Genomic DNA, 20,244 nt, shown 5'->3' with positions numbered 1-20,244 from the left:
TAACAGGGCCGATAAGATGTTAGAAAAACTGGTCAACGGATTTGAGTCATTTTTATTCCGCAACCGTGCTTGGGTGGTGAGCATTTTTATTTTGCTGACGTTTTTTTTGGGATACCAAGCCAGCCAATTAAAAATGGATGCGGCATTCATTAAAAATATTCCGCTTAATCATAGCTATATGAAAACCTACCTCAAACATCAAAAAGATTTTGGTGGCGCGAATAGCATTATGGTGGCGGTGGAAGACACCAGCGGCAATATTTTTAACCCTAACTTTTTCGATACCCTTAAAAATGTTCACGATCAGCTGTTTTTTATTCCCGGTGTTGACCGCTCGCAGGTGAAATCCTTATTTTCACCTTCGACCCGTTTTACCGAAGTCGTGGAAGATGGTTTCGCGGGTGGTCCTGTGATCCCCGCCGATTTTACGACCACTGCAACAGGCTTAAATACGGTACGCGATAACATCGAAAAAGCGGGCATTGTGGGGCGTTTGATCGCCAACGATTATAGTGCCGCTATGGTGTCGGCCCAGCTGATGGACTTTGATCCACAAACGGGCAAACCCTTAGATACTATTGCCTTTGCCGCTCAGCTAGAGAAGGAATTACGCGGTAAGTATGAAACCGATAAGGTGAAAATCCATATCATAGGTTTTGCTAAAATGGCGGGTGACGTGGCAGACGGCGCCAAAGGTGTATTACTGTTCTTTGTTATTGCTATTTTGATCACGGCAGTGATGGTCTATCTGTTTTCAAAGTCACTTATCCTGACCCTATTGCCATTAGTTTGTAGCTTAACGGCGGTTATCTGGCAGCTCGGTTTACTGACGGTCATCGGTTTTGGCTTAGATCCCATGTCAATTTTGGTGCCATTCCTCGTCTTTGCTATCGGGGTGAGTCACGGGGTGCAGATGATAAACGCGGTCAGACGCCGGGTGATGGACGGACAAACCACTAAGGCGGCATCGGCTTCTGCGTTTCGCAGCTTACTGGTGCCAGGTGGTGTGGCGCTGCTCTCCGATACGGTCGGTTTTATCACGCTGTTATCCATTGATATCGGTATTATTCGTGAGCTGGCGATTTCAGCATCCCTCGGGGTGGGCGTAATTATCTTCACTAACCTTATCCTCTTGCCCTTAGTGATTTCCTATACCGAACTTAAAGTGGCGCCGCAGGGTGAACCGACCTCGGATGAAGTACGTGCCGAGGCGATTTGGCGTTACCTTGCCAAATTTGCCACGCCCAAATACGCAATAGTGGTGATTGCTGCAACAGTCATCTTGTATTTTGCGGGTCTGCAACAAGCTAACAAGATGAAAATTGGCGATCTGCAGGGTGGCGCACCGGCATTACACCAAGATTCACGCTATAACTTGGACACTTTTTTCATTACGGATCACTTCTCTATCACCACGGATGTGATGACAGTGATCGTTGAAGCGAGTCCCGAGGCTTGTACTTATCACGATGTGCTGACGCAAATTGATGAGTTTGAATGGTTAGTACGTAATACCCCTGGCGTTGAATCGACAGTCAGCTTGGCTTCTGTGGCAAAAAAAGTGAATGCAGGCTTTAACGAAGGCAACCCAAGATGGGAAGTACTGCCCCGTACCACCGCCAGTTTAGTGCAGGCGATTGGTCAGATCCCAACGACTTCAGGTCTGCTAAATGGTGATTGTTCGGTGATGCCTGTGTATTTATTTATGCAGGATCATAAAGCGGAAACCATAGAGACAGTGGTCGCTAAGGTGAAAGCGGTCGCGGCCAAAATGGACAATGACAAGCTGCAATTTAAGCTGGCATCAGGCCCTGTGGGGGTGATGGCTGCGACCAACGAAGCGGTAGCTGAAGCCCAATTACCTATGATGATCTATGTGTATGGCGCGGTATTTGTGCTTTGCCTTATCAGCTTTAAGTCATTTAAGGCGACCGTGGCGGTGATTATTCCACTCTACGTAGTATCAACTCTAGCACAGGCTCTGATGACTCAGCTCAATATTGGCTTAGCTGTTAGTACCTTACCCGTTATCGCTCTCGGGGTAGGTATCGGTGTTGACTACGGTATTTATATCCTATCGACTATGTCGACTAAGCTCTCAAACGGTATGCCAGTACAACAAGCTTACTATGAGGCATTAGTCGAGCGGGGCAGTGCGGTGATATTCACTGGCCTGACGTTGGCGATTGGGGTGAGCACTTGGTTTTTCTCGGCGCTCAAGTTCCAAATGGACATGGGAATTCTGCTCACCTTCATGTTTGTGGTAAATATGTTGGGCGCCATAATTATCCTGCCAGCGCTGGCAGCAGTATTCTGGCGGCAGACTAAGTAGTTACAAACAATGGGGAGTTTTTGACTCCCCATTGTCTTTGAATATAAACGCTGTTTTTTTGATTTTTTGCTCACCTGTTATCGCATCTTTACGCTGTGGCTGGATTTACAGAGGATGTACCACTAAAATTTTCCTCGAAATACAGAGGATTTAGTAATAAACTTCGCGCGACGATCTGGATCACACTAATTTTCTGAGATCGTTAAGCCGAAGCATCCAAATAATGAAAAAAAGCGCTGCCATAGACGCTTAAGGAAACAGCAACATGGCCTTGAAAGATGCAATGCCTTCAGTACTACTTGAAAATGTAGTCAGTTTAATTCACGCTAAAGTCCCTAATTCACAAGCCAAGCAAGTTGAACAGTTCGCGACCTGCCTTTATGCCCACATGTCGAAAGACGACCTCAATGCGCGTAACGACAGCGACCTGTATGGTGCGGTTCTCAGTTTATGGAATGCACTAAACAAAACCCCGAAAGGGGAGACTCACCTCAGAGTATTCAATCCTAGTCAGTCTAAACACGGCTGGCAATCTACCCATTCGATCATCGAAGTTATCCAACCTGACATGCCATTCCTGGTAGATTCAGTTGGTATGGCATTGAATCGTATGGGTATTACGGCTCACATGATGTTACACACTCCGCTGGCGATTGAGCGCTCAGCGCAGGACGTCACCAAAGTGACTTATCTGAATCAAAGCCCTGATAGCACCGAACACGTTGCCGTTTTCCTGATTGAAATCGACCGTCAAAGCAGCAGTGTGGATATCAAAGCCCTTGAGCGCGAAATCCAATCTGTGCTGGGTGATGTGGCCGCGTCAGTCAACGACTGGAGCGCGATGTCAGCTAAGCTGAGTGAGACAATTAAAGAATTACCTAAGCGTCCATTCCCCGGTGAGAAGCAAGAGTTAGAAGAAGCGATTAACTTCTTAACTTATCTTAATAATCATCACTTTACCTTACTGGGTTACCGTCAATACGATTTAAAACGTGTTGAAGGTGACGTTGAGCTAGTGCCGAATATGGCTTCTAGCTTAGGCTTAATGAACAAACACCATAAGACTCAGCCAGAGCAAGGTTTGTTATTATCAAGCTTCTCTGACAGTGCTCGTAAAGAAGCCTTAGACGACAGTTTACTGATCCTAACAAAGAGCAGCGCCAAGAGCCGTGTGCACCGTCCTGCCTATGTTGACTATATCGGTATCAAACGCTTCGACAAGAAAGGCAATGTGGTTGGTGAAGACAGATTCATCGGTTTATACGCCTCAAACGTGTATAACCGCAGCCCACGTGAAATTCCACTACTGAACGAAAAAGTCCAGCGCGTGTTAGACCGTTCAGGTTTAACGCCACGTTCTCACGACTATAAAGCCCTGCTGAACATTCTCGAAAACCTGCCGCGCGATGAGCTAATCCAAGCCAATGTGGAAGATTTAGCCCACACGGCGCACGGCGTGCTCGAGATGCAAGACAGGGACAAACTGAAACTCTTTGTTCGCAAAGATGGTTTCGGTCGTTTCTTATCCTGTTTAGTGTACGTTTCAAAAGATCGTTACAACACTAAACTTCGCCAAGATACCCAGCGTATTCTGGCTCAGCATTTCAACAGCAAAGAAGATGTAGAGTTTACGACGTATTTCTCCGAGTCAACCCTGGCCCGTACTCACTACATTGTCAAAGTTGATAACAATAATATGGATGTAGATGTGGCTGCCATTGAAAACAATTTAATTGAAGCGGCACGTTCTTGGGAAGATAAGTTAAGCACCGCACTAAACACTGCCTTAGGTGAAGAAGCCGGTACTCATCTGCTGAAGCGTTACGCTAACGCCTTCGAACAAAGCTATAAAGAAGACGTATTACCAAGCTCTGCGGTTGTGGATATGCAACAGCTTGAAGCCTTGGATGACGATCACAAGTTAGGCATGTTGTTCTATCAACCGCAGGAAGCTGCGTTGAACGATAACAAAGTGCGTTTAAAACTGTTCCATAAAGATGAGCCCATCCATCTTTCTGACGTACTGCCGATGTTGGAAAACTTTGGTCTGCGCGTGATCAACGAGCGTCCCTATGAAGTGACGACCTCAGACGGTTCTACCTTCTGGATCTTAGACTTCTTAATGACGGTTAAAGTCACTAATACCGACAATATCGCCGACAGCCAAGACAGATTCCAAACTGCACTCTCTCAAGTGTGGCAAAAGAAATTAGAAGATGACGGTTTTAACCGCATCATTCTGGCGTCAGGTTTAACTGGCCGTGAAGTGTCAGTACTGCGTGCTTACGCTAAGTACATGCGTCAAATCGATGCGACATTCAGCCAAGCTTACATCGAAGAAACCTTCGGCCGTTACCCACAAATCGCTGATTTGTTGGTGAAAATGTTTATCCGTAAGTTCAATCCAAAACTGAAGACCCGTACTCTGGGCAAGTTTATGGAGCAGATCAACCTACGTTTAGACGAAGTATCGAGCCTAGATGATGACCGTATTATCCGTCGTTACCTCGATCTGATTAATGCAACGCTGCGAACCAACTTCTACCAATTGGATGCCAAAGGCGAATCTAAGAGTTATATCTCGTTTAAATTCATGCCTTCGTTAATTCCTGAAATGCCGCGTCCGCTGCCGAAATTCGAAATTTTCGTTTACTCGCCACGTGTTGAAGGCGTGCATTTACGCTACGGTAAAGTGGCTCGTGGTGGCCTGCGTTGGTCTGACCGTCGTGAAGACTTCCGTACCGAAGTACTTGGCCTGGTAAAAGCACAACAAGTGAAAAACACCGTAATTGTGCCTGTGGGCGCGAAAGGTGGTTTCGTTTGTAAACAACTGCCAACTGAAGGCGGTCGTGAAGCTTTCTTCACCGAAGGTCAAGAATGTTACCGCATCTTTATCCGTGCACTGCTCGATATTACCGATAACATCGTGAATGGCGAAATCGTTCACCCTGTTGATGTGGTCCGTCACGATGAAGATGATCCATATTTAGTGGTCGCGGCGGACAAAGGTACTGCTACTTTCTCGGATATCGCTAACGCCATTTCTCAAGAATACAACTTCTGGTTAGGCGATGCGTTCGCATCGGGTGGTAGTAACGGTTACGACCATAAGAAAATGGGTATCACGGCCAGAGGTGGCTGGGAATCGGTTAAGCGTCACTTCCGCGAAGTGGGTATCGATTGTCAAACCACTGACTTTACCTGTTTAGGTATTGGTGACATGGCGGGTGACGTATTCGGTAACGGTATGTTGTTGTCTAAGCACACAAAACTTGTAGCTGCGTTCAACCACATGCATATCTTTATCGACCCGAATCCAGATACAGCTGCCAGCTATGAAGAACGTGCCCGTTTATTCGCGCTGCCACGTTCAACCTGGGAAGACTACAACAGCAAGCTGATTTCTAAGGGCGGTGGTATCTTCCTGCGTTCATCTAAGTCGATTCCATTGTCTGCTGAAATGAAGCAAATGCTGGAAACGGAAAAGACGTCGATGACACCGACTGAGCTAATGAAAGAACTGCTGAAAATGCCAGTGGATCTGATTTGGAATGGTGGTATCGGGACTTACGTTAAGTCATCACGCGAGACTCACGCCGAAGTTGGTGACCGCGCTAACGATGCACTGCGTGTCAATGGTCGCGAACTGCGCGCCAAGATCGTGGGCGAGGGTGGTAACTTAGGTTGTACTCAGTTAGGTCGTATCGAATACGCGGCCAACGGCGGCCGTATTAACACTGACTTCGTCGATAACGTGGGTGGTGTGGACTGTTCTGACAACGAAGTTAACATCAAGATCCTATTAAACGCGTTAGTGGCTGAGGGTGAACTGACACTCAAGCAACGTAACCGTTTACTAGAAGAGATGACCGAAGAAGTTGGTCAAATCGTACTGCAGGATTGTAAAGACCAAACTCGTACGATTTCAGTAACCCAAGTCCGTGGTGCTGAGCAGTTAAAAGAGCAAATTCGCTTTATCCAGTATCTGGAAAAAGAAGGCAAGTTAGATCGCGCCTTAGAATTCTTACCATCGGAAGAAGAGCTGGCAGAACGTTTAGCCAATGGCCGCGCATTAACGCGTCCTGAGCTATCGGTACTGGTGGCATACGCTAAGATGGTGTTGAAAGAGCAGTTACTGACTCAAGAAATCACCGAAGATACATTGCTGAGCCAACTGCTTATTGCATACTTCCCGAAAAAGCTTCAGGAACTGTACAGCCACAGAATGGTGACGCATCCACTGCGCGGTGAGATCATTGCCACGTCACTGGCCAACGAATTGGTCAATGATATGGGGCTGAACTTTGTTCAACGTATGCAAGATGAGACTGGTGCCTCAGTTGCCGATGCGGCAATTTGTTACACTATGGCTCGCGAAGTGTTTGGTTTAGCTGAATTAACTAAAGCGATCACTGACTTAAACGGTATTGTACCTGCTGTGGTTCAGGGCGAAATGCTGCATCAGTTACGTCGCAACATGCGCCGTGCCTGCCGCTGGTTCCTGCGTCACCGCAACCGTACTTGGAGCATCGAGCAAACAGTTGCCTTCTTTAAACCTGTATTTGAACAAATCAAAGCCAATGTTCATTCCTACTTGGTAGAAGAAGAAGCGGCGGGAATCCAAGCTGAGATCAACGCTCTTGTTAAAGAGAATGTTCCTCATGATGTGGCTACCGTCGTTGCAAACATGAGCACACTGTTCTCGGCCCTAGATATCGCGCAGATTGCGCAGGCCGAAGAGAAAACAGTTGAGCTCGTTGCCGAGACGTATTTCAAACTCGGTGCCCGCGTTGAGCTGCACTGGTTCCTAGAGCAGATCAGTGCACAGCCTGTGGCAAACCATTGGCAAGCACTGGCTCGTGCCGCCTTTAGGGAAGAGTTGGATTGGCAACAACGTGCGTTGACGTCAGTGGTCTTAAGAACCTGTAGTGCAACCTGTGACGCTCAGAGCGTTATTTCTCAGTGGATTGATACCAATCAAGCCCTACTAGAAAGATGGTTCCATATGCTCGCTGATTTCAAATCATCGCAAAGCCATGAGTTTGCTAAGTTCTCTGTCGCCCTACGTGAACTTAACCTTCTGATCCTTCATTGCGAAGGCCAAAAGTAAACTTTTATAACAATCAGAAGCCCTGGCGATCGCCGGGGCTTTTTTTAGGTCGAGGAAAATACATGTTTTATAAAATCGCACAGAAAGTCATGTTTCAGATGGATCCTGAGCGAGCGCATAATTTAGCCATTGGCAGCCTGAGAATGACAGGTAATAGTCCTCTGAATGCGTTTTATGCCCAGAATATTGCGCCGGCGCCCGTCAGCTGCATGGGACTGACTTTTCCAAACCCAGTGGGTCTTGCTGCGGGGATGGATAAGGATGGCGAATCGATCGATGCCTTTCATGCGATGGGATTTGGTCATGTGGAAGTGGGTACTGTGACCCCAAGGCCACAACCCGGTAATGATTTACCGCGCTTGTTTAGATTAAAACCCGCGAAGGCGATCATTAATCGCATGGGCTTTAATAACAAAGGCGTCGATAATCTAGTCAAAAATTTGATCGCCAAGAAAACCGATATCATGGTTGGGGTCAATATTGGTAAAAATAAAGACACGCCGGTAGAGCAGGGCAAAGACGATTATTTGATCTGTATGGATAAAGTGTATCCCTATGCAGCTTATATTGCGGTGAATATTTCATCACCTAATACGCCAGGATTACGATCGCTGCAATATGGCGATCTATTAGACGAATTATTAAGCGCATTAAAAACCAAGCAACTTGAGCTAGCCGAGAAACATAAAAAATATGTGCCAATTGCCCTTAAAATTGCGCCCGATTTAACCATTGAAGAAATTGAAAATATTGCTCAAGCTTTGATTAAAAACAAGTTTGATGGCGCTATTGCTACCAACACTACCTTAACCCGAGACGGCGTGAGCGGACTTGCCAATGCTAATGAAAGTGGCGGTTTAAGTGGTAAACCATTAACTGAACTTTCAACCAAAGTGATTAAACAATTAGCAGCTTGTTTAAATGGCCAGATCCCAATTATTGGGGTTGGTGGTATTAATAGCGCTGAAGATGCCTTGGCGAAATTTGATGCGGGTTCGACTATGGTGCAGATTTACTCAGGTTTTATTTACCAAGGTCCAAAGTTAATTAAAGAAATTGTTGAAGCTTACCGCTTAAAATAATGATCATTAGATCTCTATAGGGATCTAAAGCACGATCATTTATCTTAACTGCGATCTAAAACGATCATAGGATCGCAGTTAAGATCTTTAAATAGATCCACTAAGTAATTGTTAACTAATTTGTATTTTATTATTTTTATTTTGATATTGAATAAAATATCTACTATGATGTGCGAGTGTTCAAATAGTAGGTAAACGTTATGTTATTATTGCCACAAAAGGATTGGCACTGGAAATATAACGATACGTATGGTGTATTAGGCGTTTCGTTAGGTTCCGAGATAGAATTTCTGACGGCTTATAAAGCAAAATCATTAATTCCTGATGCCTTATCGAGCATGGAATTTAATATTTCGCACGCCAAATTCTATATGAGCTTACTCGACAAGTTGCCTAAAACCTTAACACTTACCGATGCAGCTATAGTGCAAATTGCCCTTAATGCAACTGCAGCGCATTTTATGCTGACACCACAAATGCCAAAATCTTGGTTTTTTGATTGTAGCGATGTATGCGTATATAGCGATGTGGGTAAAGTCTTTGAGCTTAAATGTCAAAAACAACGCTCATTGGTCTTAGTGGTTGAAAACACCCTGCAGTCCGCTTTGGTGATGTTATTATCGCCAGAATGCGTTTTATCCGGTGCTAAAACAATGACGCAATTCGAAACCATTAAGGTGATGCATAATCGTTTACACCCATTAAGGGTACAACGTCATGTTGTCGCTGCATAGGTGATGGTCTAGCGAATACTCGACCGTCACAATTTGTATACCGAGCTATTTGCTAAAAGTAGTCAACAGTTATTTTCTTTTGTTTACCCACAATATTCTAACCCAAACTGTCCTTAGTACTTTAATGAGTCGAACTCATCCTTTCAAACTGACATCATTGAGTTAATTTCCATTAACAGCGTTAACACGGCCAGACTTCGTTTTAAACCCAAATAGTAGATTAATCCATACTCGGTCGTCTCGATGTTTAGGAGGAGATTTGTATGGGTTCAATAAAAGTGCAACAGCTCTTATGGCTAGCATAATCACAGTACATTAGAGAGCAGCTAAGGAACTAATTTAAGGCTAGGTTTTAGGGATTAAAATAGGAGGTATATAGAAAGCTTATTCGATTCTAAAACCTGGAATAAGTTAATCTAGCCGAATATGACAACAAAGTTATCTGCTTGTTGATGTTTTGCTGATTAAAGGGCTTTGTTTACTTATTTCATTGAGTAAACAAAGCCCAGTTCAGTTAAGTTCACTTCCTACTCGAAACATTATTGCTCGGTAAAAGGGCGGCCATAGAAGCTGTCTAGCAGTAGCTGTTTTAGCTCGCTAATCAATGGATAGCGAGGGTTCGCCCCTGTACATTGGTCATCGAAGGCGTCCTCGGCAAGCTCATCTAATTTGGTGAGGAAGTCGGCTTCGTTAACTCCTGCTTCTTGGATAGATGCTGGAATGCCCAGCGTCTTCTTGAGTTGCTCGATTTTTTCCAGCAATTTCTCGACTTTTTCCGCATCTGAATTTCCACCTAAGGCTAAATGATCGGCAATGGCCGCGTAACGACACAGTGCTTTAGGCCTGTCGTATTGGCTGAATGCGGCTTGCTTAGTGGGTAAGTCGGTCGCATTAAAGCGGATCACGTTACTAATGAGTAGCGCATTGGCCAGTCCATGGGCTAAGTGGAACTCGGCGCCCAGTTTATGGGCCATGGAGTGACAGATCCCTAGGAAGGCGTTGGCAAAGGCGATACCGGCTATAGTGGCGCCATTGTGCACTTTTTCACGGGCGATGGGGGATGCTGCTCCAAGCTGATAGGCATCGGGTAAATATTTGCATAATAGGTCGAGTGCTTGCAGGGCTTGACCATCGCTGTACTCATTTGCCATCACGCTGACATAGGCTTCAAGCGCGTGGGTTATCGCATCGATTCCGCCGAAGGCGGTTAAAGATTTGGGCATATCCATCACCAGATTCGGGTCAACAATCGCCATGTTCGGGGTGAGTTGATAGTCGGCAATAGGATATTTTTTACCGGTTTGCTCATCGGTCACCACGGCAAACGGGGTAACCTCAGAGCCGGTACCGGATGTTGTGGGGATCGCCACCATTGTGGCTTTGACGCCCATTTTAGGGAATTTATAAATACGTTTACGGATATCCATAAAACGTAGGGCTAAATCGGCAAAGTCGACATCGGGATGCTCGTACATCACCCAAATAATCTTGGCCGCATCCATGGGTGAGCCACCGCCTAAGGCAATAATCACATCGGGTTTAAAGCTATTAGCGACTTTGGCGCCTTGGCGCACGGTGGCCAGTGTGGGATCGGCTTCTACCTCGTAAAACACTTCGGTCTCTAAGCCCTGGGCTTTTAAAATCTTTAAGGTTTCGTCGCAATAACCTTGGTTAAACAGGAATCTGTCGGTTACAACGAGGGCACGTTTTTTATCACTCAGTTCTTCAAGCGCAATAGGTAAGCTGCCGCGGCGGAAGTAGATAGATGAAGGAAGCTTGTGCCACAGCATGTTTTCAGCCCTCTTAGCGACGGTTTTCTTATTGATTAAATGACTTGGGCCGACGTTTTCGGAAATCGAATTTCCACCCCAAGAGCCACAACCTAAGGTGAGTGAGGGAGCGAGTTTAAAGTTATACAGATCGCCAATCCCGCCTTGTGATGCAGGAGTGTTGATTAAAATACGCGCGGTTTTCATTCTAAAACCAAAGGTTTTGACCCGTTCGGTTTGGGTATCTTGGTCTGTATATAAGCCTGATGTGTGGCCAATCCCGCCTAAGGCAACCAAGGCTTCGGCCTTATCGACAGCGTCATTGAAATCTGCGGCGCGGTACATGCCGAGTAAAGGCGAGAGTTTTTCGTGGGCAAAAGCTTCTGCCTCAGTGATATCGGTGACTTCACCAACCAAGACCTTAGTCGTGTGGTGGACTTCAATTCCCGCCATTTGCGCTATGGTCGCGGCGCTTTGGCCGACGATATCGGCATTTAAGCCGCCATTTTTAAGGATGACTTGTTGCATCGCAGCGGTTTGTGCTGCATTTAAGAAATAACCGCCGTGGGTCGCAAAGCGTTCTTTCACTTGCTCGTAAATGCTATCGACTACAATCACCGCTTGTTCGGATGCGCACACCACCCCGTTATCAAAGGTTTTGGACATCAGAATCGAGCTGACCGCGCGTTTTATGTCGGCGGTTTCATCGATAACAATCGGTGTGTTACCCGCGCCCACACCAATCGCGGGTTTACCCGAAGAGTAGGCGGCTTTCACCATACTAGGGCCACCAGTGGCGAGGATAAGGTTCACTTTAGGGTGGGTCATCAATTGGTTGGAAAGTGCCACACTGGGCTCATCAATCCAACCGATAATGTCCTTGGGCGCACCGGCGGCAATGGCGGCATCTAGCACCAGTTTGGCCGCTGTGGTGGTTGACACTTTTGCCCTTGGGTGAGGGGAGAAAATAATTGCATTGCGGGTTTTAAGACTGATTAATGCTTTGAAGATGGCGGTAGAGGTGGGATTTGTGGTGGGGACAATCCCACAGATAATGCCCACGGGCTCGGCGATAGTGATAGTACCGAAGGTGGGGTCCTCGGATAAAATTCCGCAGGTCTTTTCATCTTTGTACTTGTTGTAAATGTACTCGGAGGCAAAGTGGTTTTTAATTACTTTGTCTTCAATGACCCCCATCCGGGTTTCGGCGGCGGCCATTTTCGCAAGCGATATGCGCGCATCGGCGGCGGCCAGTGCGGCGGCGCGAAAAATCGCATCGACTTGGGCTTGGCTAAAACTGGCATATTCGGCTTGCGCTTTGGCGACGCGCTCGACCATGAGATCCAGTTCTTGAGCATTGGTTACTGTCATGATTAAGACTCCTAAAAGATTTAGGGAATGCGCGATTCGCTAAATCTTCTTTATGGTGAAAAATTACACCTAAAGCCGAGGTGAAAGTGTGATCGTCCAATCAGTTTGGCGCTCTTATGTAATAAAAATACAATAACTATGATCTGTTTTACCCTCTTTGGCTTAAAATCCGCCAAGGATTGCCAGCAGTTATTACTCAAACTTGTGATTTAACCTCAAAAATCTCATTTTTCAGTCATCTGCGGTTAAGCTACTATACTTGCCCTTACGGTTAGTTTGATGAAATTGGCGTGACACGCTCAATAAGGACTGCAACTTGGAGTTAACACTTTACGTTAAATTTTTTCTTGGCCTGGTTGCCATTATCAACCCCATTGGTTTGTTGCCAGTGTTTGTGAGCTTAACCAGTCATCAAACCGAAGCCGAGCGTAACCATACGGGTAAAGTGGCTAACTTTGCGGTGGTGGTGATCCTGCTTGTGACCATAGTGGCGGGACAACATATTTTGAATATGTTCAGCATATCACTCTCGGCCTTTAGGATTGCTGGCGGCACGCTGATCGCGATTATTGCGATGTCGATGTTGCAGGGGAAATTGGGTGAAGTAAAACGCAACCAAGAGGAAGACCGTGAATCTTCGGCTATGGAATCAGTGGCTGTGGTGCCGTTAGCCTTGCCGTTAATGGCAGGCCCTGGTGCGATTAGCTCGGTCATCGTGTTTGCCGCTGAGCATAATTCCTTCTCCAATTTTGTGGCGATGTTTATTACCGTGATTATTTTTGGCTTGGTGAGTTTTGCCTTGTTTAGAATGGCATCAATCATCTATAAAATTCTCGGTAAAACAGGTATTAACGTTATTACCCGTCTTATGGGACTATTAATGCTCTCAATCGGAATCGAGGTGATTGCCGCTGGGATTAAAGGGTTATTCCCACAACTCTTTAGCTAATTTTTCAATTTTGGGAGGAGTTAGCTCCTCCCTTGTTATGCTTTATTATCATTCCACTCAAGGCATTATTTCTTTTTGTTTCCCTTAAGTATCTTCTCATCCGATATTGCAGGCTGTTTTGCCCAGTGAACGAATGCAAGCATCTGTTTTTTAGGTGTTTAGCGTTCACAAAATTAACGCAAAATGGTCGTTATCGTCTTAATCCTATGCTATACCTTATTTGTCTTACCTTCTAACTCCATCTAATAAGGATATCGCTATGAAATGGCAATGGATTGGTAACCTTAGCCTCAAACAAAAGTTACTTATGGTTGTGTTACCTCCGTTATTTGCGTGCTTTCTGTACGGAGCTTTGTTTCTCATTGAAAAATATGAATATCGACAAGAACTGAAGCTTATCGTACAGCTGAGTGAATTGGCGGTGACAAACAGTAATTTGGTACATGAGTTACAAAAAGAGCGCGGCATGAGCGCCGGCTTTATCGGCTCTGCGGGTAAAGCTTTTGCCGGAAAAATTCCCAGTCAAAGACAATTGACTGATTCACAGTTAAAACAATTCCAAGATTTTATTTCAAACAACGAGTTACCCGAGGTGTTCGCGCCCAAGTTACGGGAGATCAACGCTCAGCTTGGCCGCCTTTTGGGGATCCGTTCACAAATCGATAGTTTATCCATCAGTGTGGCCGAAGAAGTGGCCTATTATACCAACCTTAATAAAGAGTTATTAGCCATAGTCGATGAAACGGCAAAGGCGGGTGCCAACCAAGAAATTGCCATCAAGGCCGCGGCATTCAGTTCGTATTTACAAATGAAGGAGCGCGCGGGGATTGAACGTGCTGTACTCAGTTCTACCTTTGGCCAAACAGGTTTCAAACCTAAGGTCTATGCCAAGTTTATTACTTTAGTCTCAGAGCAAAATACTTATCTTGAACGTTTTCTGGCCTTGGCAACGCCCAATTTAGTGGATGGCATTCATCAACTGCAAAATGGCAATGAAGTCAAAGAGGTTGAAGCGCTAAGACAAATAGCTATTGACCAAGATAATCAAAAAATTCAACAACAAAATCCAGAAGACTGGTTTGCAAAATCCACGGCGCGAATCGATCGCTTACGGGATTTTGAGCAACAGGTTTCTACCGATCTTGTCAAAACCACGACAGACAGACTCTATACAGCCAACGAGCATATGTTCTTTGTGCTTGTGACCTTAACAGTGGTGTTAGTCGTAGTGTTGTTACTAAGCCTATCGGTGATCCGTTACTTGCACGACAGTGTTCATCATGTGTATTCAACAGTGACACAGGCCAGAAAACATTACGATCTCAGTGTGCGTTTAACCCAAAACAGTTCGGATGAATTTGGCGAACTAGCCTTTGCTTTCAATGACATGATGAATGATTTCGAGAATGTGATCCTTCAAGTTCGTGCCAGTGCTAGCAAGTTACAGCAAGCGGTAGAACAAATGGATGTGTGCACCCATGCCATGGAGCAAGACGTGATGGCAGGGCACAGCGAGGCCGAGCAGGTGGCTTCGGCGATGACAGAAATGAGTGCCACGGTGGCAGAAATCGCCAGCAATGCCGTTAATGCATCGGAAGCCTCAACCACAGCTAATCACGAAGCTAAAGCTGGTAATATCGAAGTGGGTCGAACTAGCGCCGCGATTAAGGCGTTGGCCGATGATATTGATGGAGCCTCCAAAGCCATCAATGAGCTTGACCGCGAAATCCACGGTATCGTCGTAGTGCTCGATGTGATCAGCGGTATTGCCGAACAAACCAATTTACTCGCCCTGAATGCGGCGATTGAAGCCGCAAGGGCTGGCGAGATGGGACGAGGTTTTGCCGTGGTGGCCGATGAGGTGAGAAGTCTCGCACAGCGTTCACAAACCTCGACGTCTGATATTAAGAATATGACAGACAGACTCAAATCAGGGGCCAGCATAGCCGTTAAAGCGATGGAGCGTGGGCTGGCGCAGGCGAATAACAGTGTGCGCGAAGCCGAACAGGCGGGGATCGAGCTTAAACGCATTGTGGAGCAAGTGGATATTATCGACCGCATGAATGAGCAAATTGCCACTGCAACCCATGAACAATCCGCTGTGTCTGAGGATGTGAATCGCAATGCATTAAAGATCAGTGAAATCTATCTCAATACCCAAAGGATCTCCGATGAATTAAGGGAATTGACCAAAGCACTGACCTACGATGCGGATCTTATGTCCAAGGAAGTGAACAAGTTTCACGTCAATTAACGGCGAAAGTCGGATATAAATCCCAATTTATCAGGCGGTTTGTTTAGCAATTGTTCAACCGCCTGAAATCAACTCTTTTTTACTTGACCACCTACAGGCTTTTGCGTACAGTACCGCTCCGTTAACGATGAAAGCTTACGAGTAAAGCTGATTAAATCGTTAGAGCGTGAATGATTAACACGTAAAACTAATCACAACAATCTGGTGAGATGTCCGAGTGGCCTAAGGAGCACGCCTGGAAAGTGTGTATACGGAAACGTATCGAGGGTTCGACTCCCTCTCTCACCGCCACATTCTAAGAACCCGATCACATGGTCGGGTTTTTTCTTTTCTAACAATAACCTATTGAATTATAGTTGCTTCATCCAATGGCTTACCAACCTTTGGCACCTTAAGGTGGTACAAAAGGGTGGTACAAAACGATGGCATTTATGATTCAACCATACAGTGATCCAAAGTCTGGAATCTGGAAAATCCGCAAGGTTATTCCTAAGCATTTACGCCCTTTTCTTGATGGTAAAGTTGAGCTTAAGCGAAGCCTAGAGACTAAGAATGCCTATGAAGCCAAAACAAGGGCTGCTGGTGTGATTGCGGAGTTCGAGTCTGCGATTGCTCGTGCTCAGTCTCGTTTCGACAATCAAGAGAACGAGCAGAAAATATCTTCCGCTCAATTAGATGCTATTGTCAGTTATTGGGTGGCTCATGAACATGGACGGCTAACTCAAGCAGACATTCAAGCAAGATATTTGCTCGAGACTCCCGAAGGACTTTCAGGCATGACTGAGTGGTTCAGCGAGCCGCTAGAAGTGCTCCATGAGGCTAATGGAACAAGCCGCCAACAAACAGAAGAACAACGCTTTGTGCGGCATATGAGTGCATTCGTTGATGAAGCCCTTGAGCTTTCTCAATACTCACTCTATGACCATTCATTAAGACTATATCTCGCAATACAATTAGCAAAAGCTTGTATCAAGCTCTGTAATTCCGCTATCGATCATGAGCAACTCGATAGGCGTAAACAAGAACTCATTCGGCGAGAGCTAAACCGAGGCTTTGAGCCGACCTTACCTGATACGAATATCGAACCTACAGATCCGAGCAGTGGTGCGTTACAGCAGCTTAAGGATTTAGGTTTAATAGTTACGGCTATGACCACCAGCAGTACAGCTCCAAGCAAACAAAAGGAAGCTGAATTATCCGTATCTTCTAGCGTTTCGCAGTTGATTGACTGGGTGAATAATCAGAAGAAGGCTCTGAGTTCAGAAGTTGCCTTCAGATCATGGCAAGGTGACCGCAATCGCCCTTGTGAGCGACTGATAGAGTTTTTTGCCGATAAGCCTATTGGTGAAATCCAAAAGCTAGATATGCGTAAATTCTTCAATTGGATTATTCGCTGTCCGAGTAAACCAAGCCAAGAGATACGAGCATTACCCTTCAGCAAGCAAATCGATATCGCGGATAAACGAGGCTTGGCTCGTGTGAGCATCAATACTGCTGATAAGGAACTTAAGCTGGTTTCGGGGTATTTCCAACAGGCTGTCAAGTTAGACATTTTGCCGAAGAATCCTTGCCATCAAGTGTCGCCCGGTAAAGAAACGGTGAGGGTGATTAGAGATCCGGGCTACTCAAATGCTGAACTGACAAAGATTTTCTCCCTGCCACTCTTTAGGCAACGTACCAATGCTCAAAAGGCAAGATATGGTGAAGCCCTTTACTGGTTGCCTGTTATTCTGGCCTATACAGGAGCAAGGGCAGAGGAGATTGCTCAGCTTTACGTGAAAGATATCAAGCAAGATAGCGATAATAGCGAGCGATGGTATTTCCATATTCAGGAGCTACGCGATGACCAATCCGTTAAAACGGGGGAGTCTAGAAGAGTGCCAATTTGTCAGGCTCTCATTCAGTTAGGGTTACTGGATTACCTGAATACCTTGCCAGCAGATGGGCGATTATTCCCAATACTCAAGGCCAACAAAAAGGCTAAGTATCACCTCGCAGTCGCACGTTATCTGAAAGACGCCTTTATGACACTCGATATTGAGCATTTTGACGCCCTAAAACCGCTACATGCATTCCGCCATCGCTTTATCACCGAAGCCAGAAAGGTCATGCGTGAGGATGTCCAAAATGCGATAACAGGGCACTCAAATGCGGGGAATACGGGGCGTAACTATGGTAGATACACAGAGTTACATCAGGAGATAGATAAGATGCCTGTTATAGTGATACCTAAGTGGAATTCCTGAAATTATGTATTTAATTACATTTTGGGGTGTTGAATAAACTTCGGCTTGGCACTAGGATTTTGATATTAAAATTTCATAAGGTCATTTTAATGTCTAACCCTACTGAGCAAGATACTATACAGTTGTTTCTACAAACAATTAGAAATTTGAACCATAGCCGAGCGAAAGATATTTTCAAGTTAATCGATGTGATGTTTCGAAAGGAAATATGGTCAAAGGACGCTAACCGTTGGTTGCTTGTATGTCAGGCCATAAATTTCGAATATAAGTCTATTTATGGTGATAATCAGGTAAACAATCACAATTATGCTTTACAGTTCTTGGCACTAGCAAAACATCCTCATATGACAATCTCAAGCGAGGCATGTGAGTTCGCCGAATCTATACTTTTCAAATCAGTCAGTGAAGACTCTGATATTGAGACAATAAAATGTGTTAATGCGGCAATGGTAACTGATGCTGGTAAAGACTTTATGAATAAAATCAGAACATTAAGGATGGAGAAGAAGGTTGGTACAAAGGGTAGTGATATTTCTAAAATTGATGATGTTCCACCAGATGTTAGGCGGGAGCAAAAAATTAGCAAGAAGAAAAGCAAAATCCCACGCTGGGATCTTCTATTAACTGCTGTGCGAAGTGAACTCGAATATGTGTTTTATGGGGCCCTGAAGAAAGTTTTTCCGATGGACTATGTGTTTATTAATGCCTCAATTAAGAACGTTTTCCCCGAGTCAGTTCTTGAAAACATGCAAAATAATCATCGTAATCTTTGGATGACAGGTCTAATTGATTTTGTGATTTATGACCCGATAACTCTTCGTCCTAAGTACTTTTTTGAATGCGATAGCCGAGAGTATCACATGAGTGCAGAAGATAGAATGCGTGACCAATTAAAAAATGACATCTTTAATAAGTACAATATTCCCCTATACAGGATAACGCCAGAATATGACTCAAACACAGTTGAGCATGATCTCGTGATCACAATACGAAAAATTATTGAGCAGGAAAGAGCCAGTACAACTTCGTTGTAGTAGCTCAGACTAATTCAGCTAGTACTTTATTGAATTTATATGAACTTCTCTGCCAATGCACGTTTACCATTCGGATCTGTAGATTGAATGAGATCTTTCTCTGGATAATAGAAACCACTTACACATAAATCATATTCGCCAATCATAATTTGAATCGAAAACTCTGAACCATCGTTCCAAGTATCGTTAATATTCGCCTTACAGGTTTCACCTCTAAGTTCAAATTCGAAGGACATATCAGTTTTATTGAAACTATTCAAAGCTGCTTTTATGAGGGTTTCACTCAATAGTTTTCTTTTTTTAGACGATAGCATTTCTAAGGACCACTCTTTAATTGGTCCATAAACCCCACTATCATTCAGTACTTCTAAAATCTTCCTAATGTGTCCTCCAGTGTGTTGATTGACCAAGACTGATGAACGAGAACCATGTGGGTCACCAAGCAGAGACATCCTCATGTTCCACCATGTTTCTGCTACTTCTGAGTTGAGAGCGTTTTTGGCTAAGTATTGTAAACTCCATTTTAGACTATCACGACTTCGTATTGTGCCATCTGCTTCAAGCTCAACATTAGATGCAGTGATCACTACAGGATAGGCATCGTCACTGTACAGTCGTTCTTGTAAGCGATATGCATTAAGACCTGTTAAGCTATTTGCGAACTCTACAAGCTCATCAGCCTTGGCTTCAGAGTATGGGCATGTTACAAAGCCCTTAACAAATTGTACGGTATGATCAATCCCTTTATATAACTCAGATAAATATAAGTCAGGATTAGTAGACTGGCCTAATGGGATCGCTAAAATCGGATGCCATTTAGGGTATGTATCAACCGCATTACCTAACTGTTGAATCAAGTTGTAAAATGTTTCTTCACCTTTGTGACGGTCGGTTAAGTGTTTTGTTAAGTAGGTTAGTGCACGTGCATTTGTTTCTGCTACAGCAGTAGGGTATCTGAATTCCATAATTTCACCTTACGTAAAGTTATATGTTTACGTAATAATACACATATCGTAAAAATGGCGCAATGCGTAAACGTGCTAATTTTCTTAAAAAGTAAGTGCTAGAATGCATCAACTGTTATTTGATTGTCCTGCACGATAGGTTAATTTTGTAACAATTTGATTATGAATGAAAAATTAAAGGATTACGGTGTTCAGCTGGTAACAAGGCCTAAGATCAAGGCGACCAAGCAACTTGATTTGTCAGGTGATCTTGGGCGACAAATCATTAATTCAGAAACAAAATTAGTACTAAGGACTCACCCTAAAACATTCCAAAAGTTGGCAGACATGTAATCTATTGCACTCTGTTATGTTGCCCTAATACGGTTTATCTCGCGTAAATACTTAGCCAGTTTTAT

General features: G+C 44.7%; 10 protein-coding genes and 1 tRNA gene. 9 read left to right on the top strand and 2 right to left on the bottom strand.

The window, feature by feature from the left end:
- The first annotated feature begins 16 nt into the window (after positions 1-16).
- From ACK5NH_RS16380 to ACK5NH_RS16365, 4 genes are all read left to right on the top strand, one after another.
- Entirely contained in the window at positions 17-2,332 is a 2,316-nt protein-coding gene (locus ACK5NH_RS16380) for an efflux RND transporter permease subunit (RefSeq protein WP_416921791.1), read from the top strand.
- A 265-nt stretch (positions 2,333-2,597) separates the two neighbouring features.
- Positions 2,598-7,442: an NAD-glutamate dehydrogenase gene (locus ACK5NH_RS16375; RefSeq protein WP_416921789.1), complete on the top strand. Its 4,845-nt coding sequence runs from the start codon at positions 2,598-2,600 to the stop codon at positions 7,440-7,442.
- A 62-nt stretch (positions 7,443-7,504) separates the two neighbouring features.
- Positions 7,505-8,524: a quinone-dependent dihydroorotate dehydrogenase gene (pyrD, locus tag ACK5NH_RS16370; protein WP_416921787.1), complete on the top strand. Its 1,020-nt coding sequence runs from the start codon at positions 7,505-7,507 to the stop codon at positions 8,522-8,524.
- Positions 8,525-8,724: 200 nt separating this feature from the next.
- Positions 8,725-9,258, top strand: coding sequence for a cell division protein ZapC (locus tag ACK5NH_RS16365; RefSeq protein WP_416921785.1), 534 nt, complete (start codon positions 8,725-8,727; stop codon positions 9,256-9,258).
- A 539-nt stretch (positions 9,259-9,797) separates the two neighbouring features.
- On the opposite strand, the gene adhE is transcribed toward ACK5NH_RS16365, so the two are convergent.
- Complete coding sequence (gene adhE / locus ACK5NH_RS16360; protein ID WP_416921783.1) at positions 9,798-12,398, bottom strand: bifunctional acetaldehyde-CoA/alcohol dehydrogenase; 2,601 nt, start codon at positions 12,396-12,398, stop codon at positions 9,798-9,800.
- 316 nt (positions 12,399-12,714) lie between these two features.
- On the opposite strand from adhE, the gene ACK5NH_RS16355 reads away from it, so the two are divergent.
- The 5 genes from ACK5NH_RS16355 to ACK5NH_RS16335 all read left to right on the top strand — a co-directional run bounded on the left by ACK5NH_RS16355 (position 12,715) and on the right by ACK5NH_RS16335 (position 18,881).
- Positions 12,715-13,347, top strand: coding sequence for a YchE family NAAT transporter (locus ACK5NH_RS16355; RefSeq protein WP_011622460.1), 633 nt, complete (start codon positions 12,715-12,717; stop codon positions 13,345-13,347).
- A 259-nt stretch (positions 13,348-13,606) separates the two neighbouring features.
- Positions 13,607-15,601, top strand: a complete 1,995-nt coding sequence (locus ACK5NH_RS16350) for a methyl-accepting chemotaxis protein (RefSeq protein ID WP_416921781.1) — start codon at positions 13,607-13,609, stop codon at positions 15,599-15,601.
- Between the two features lie 203 nt (positions 15,602-15,804).
- A tRNA-Ser gene (locus ACK5NH_RS16345) sits at positions 15,805-15,892 on the top strand.
- A gap of 131 nt (positions 15,893-16,023) precedes the next feature.
- A complete protein-coding gene (locus ACK5NH_RS16340) occupies positions 16,024-17,847 on the top strand; it encodes a DUF6538 domain-containing protein (RefSeq protein ID WP_416921779.1) in 1,824 nt (607 codons plus the stop codon).
- Between the two features lie 89 nt (positions 17,848-17,936).
- Entirely contained in the window at positions 17,937-18,881 is a 945-nt protein-coding gene (locus ACK5NH_RS16335; protein ID WP_416921777.1) for a DUF2726 domain-containing protein, read from the top strand.
- A gap of 35 nt (positions 18,882-18,916) precedes the next feature.
- Here ACK5NH_RS16335 and ACK5NH_RS16330 read toward each other — a convergent pair whose 3' ends face one another.
- Positions 18,917-19,846, bottom strand: coding sequence for a hypothetical protein (locus ACK5NH_RS16330; RefSeq protein WP_416921775.1), 930 nt, complete (start codon positions 19,844-19,846; stop codon positions 18,917-18,919).
- Positions 19,847-20,244: the final 398 nt, after the last annotated feature.

The organism is Shewanella sp. (genome assembly GCF_047975355.1).
GTDB lineage: Bacteria > Pseudomonadota > Gammaproteobacteria > Enterobacterales > Shewanellaceae > Shewanella.
The sequence above is the reverse complement of the archived record's forward strand: the minus strand, read 5'-3'. Positions and strand labels throughout refer to the sequence as shown.

Coding starts and splice junctions, on each gene's coding strand:
- ACK5NH_RS16380 (WP_416921791.1), top strand. CDS start 17: ATGTTAGAAAAACTGGTCAACGGATTTGAGTCATTTTTATTCCGCAAC.
- ACK5NH_RS16375 (WP_416921789.1), top strand. CDS start 2,598: ATGGCCTTGAAAGATGCAATGCCTTCAGTACTACTTGAAAATGTAGTC.
- pyrD (WP_416921787.1), top strand. CDS start 7,505: ATGTTTTATAAAATCGCACAGAAAGTCATGTTTCAGATGGATCCTGAG.
- ACK5NH_RS16365 (WP_416921785.1), top strand. CDS start 8,725: ATGTTATTATTGCCACAAAAGGATTGGCACTGGAAATATAACGATACG.
- adhE (WP_416921783.1), bottom strand. CDS start 12,398: ATGACAGTAACCAATGCTCAAGAACTGGATCTCATGGTCGAGCGCGTC.
- ACK5NH_RS16350 (WP_416921781.1), top strand. CDS start 13,607: ATGAAATGGCAATGGATTGGTAACCTTAGCCTCAAACAAAAGTTACTT.
- ACK5NH_RS16340 (WP_416921779.1), top strand. CDS start 16,024: ATGGCATTTATGATTCAACCATACAGTGATCCAAAGTCTGGAATCTGG.
- ACK5NH_RS16335 (WP_416921777.1), top strand. CDS start 17,937: ATGTCTAACCCTACTGAGCAAGATACTATACAGTTGTTTCTACAAACA.
- ACK5NH_RS16330 (WP_416921775.1), bottom strand. CDS start 19,846: ATGGAATTCAGATACCCTACTGCTGTAGCAGAAACAAATGCACGTGCA.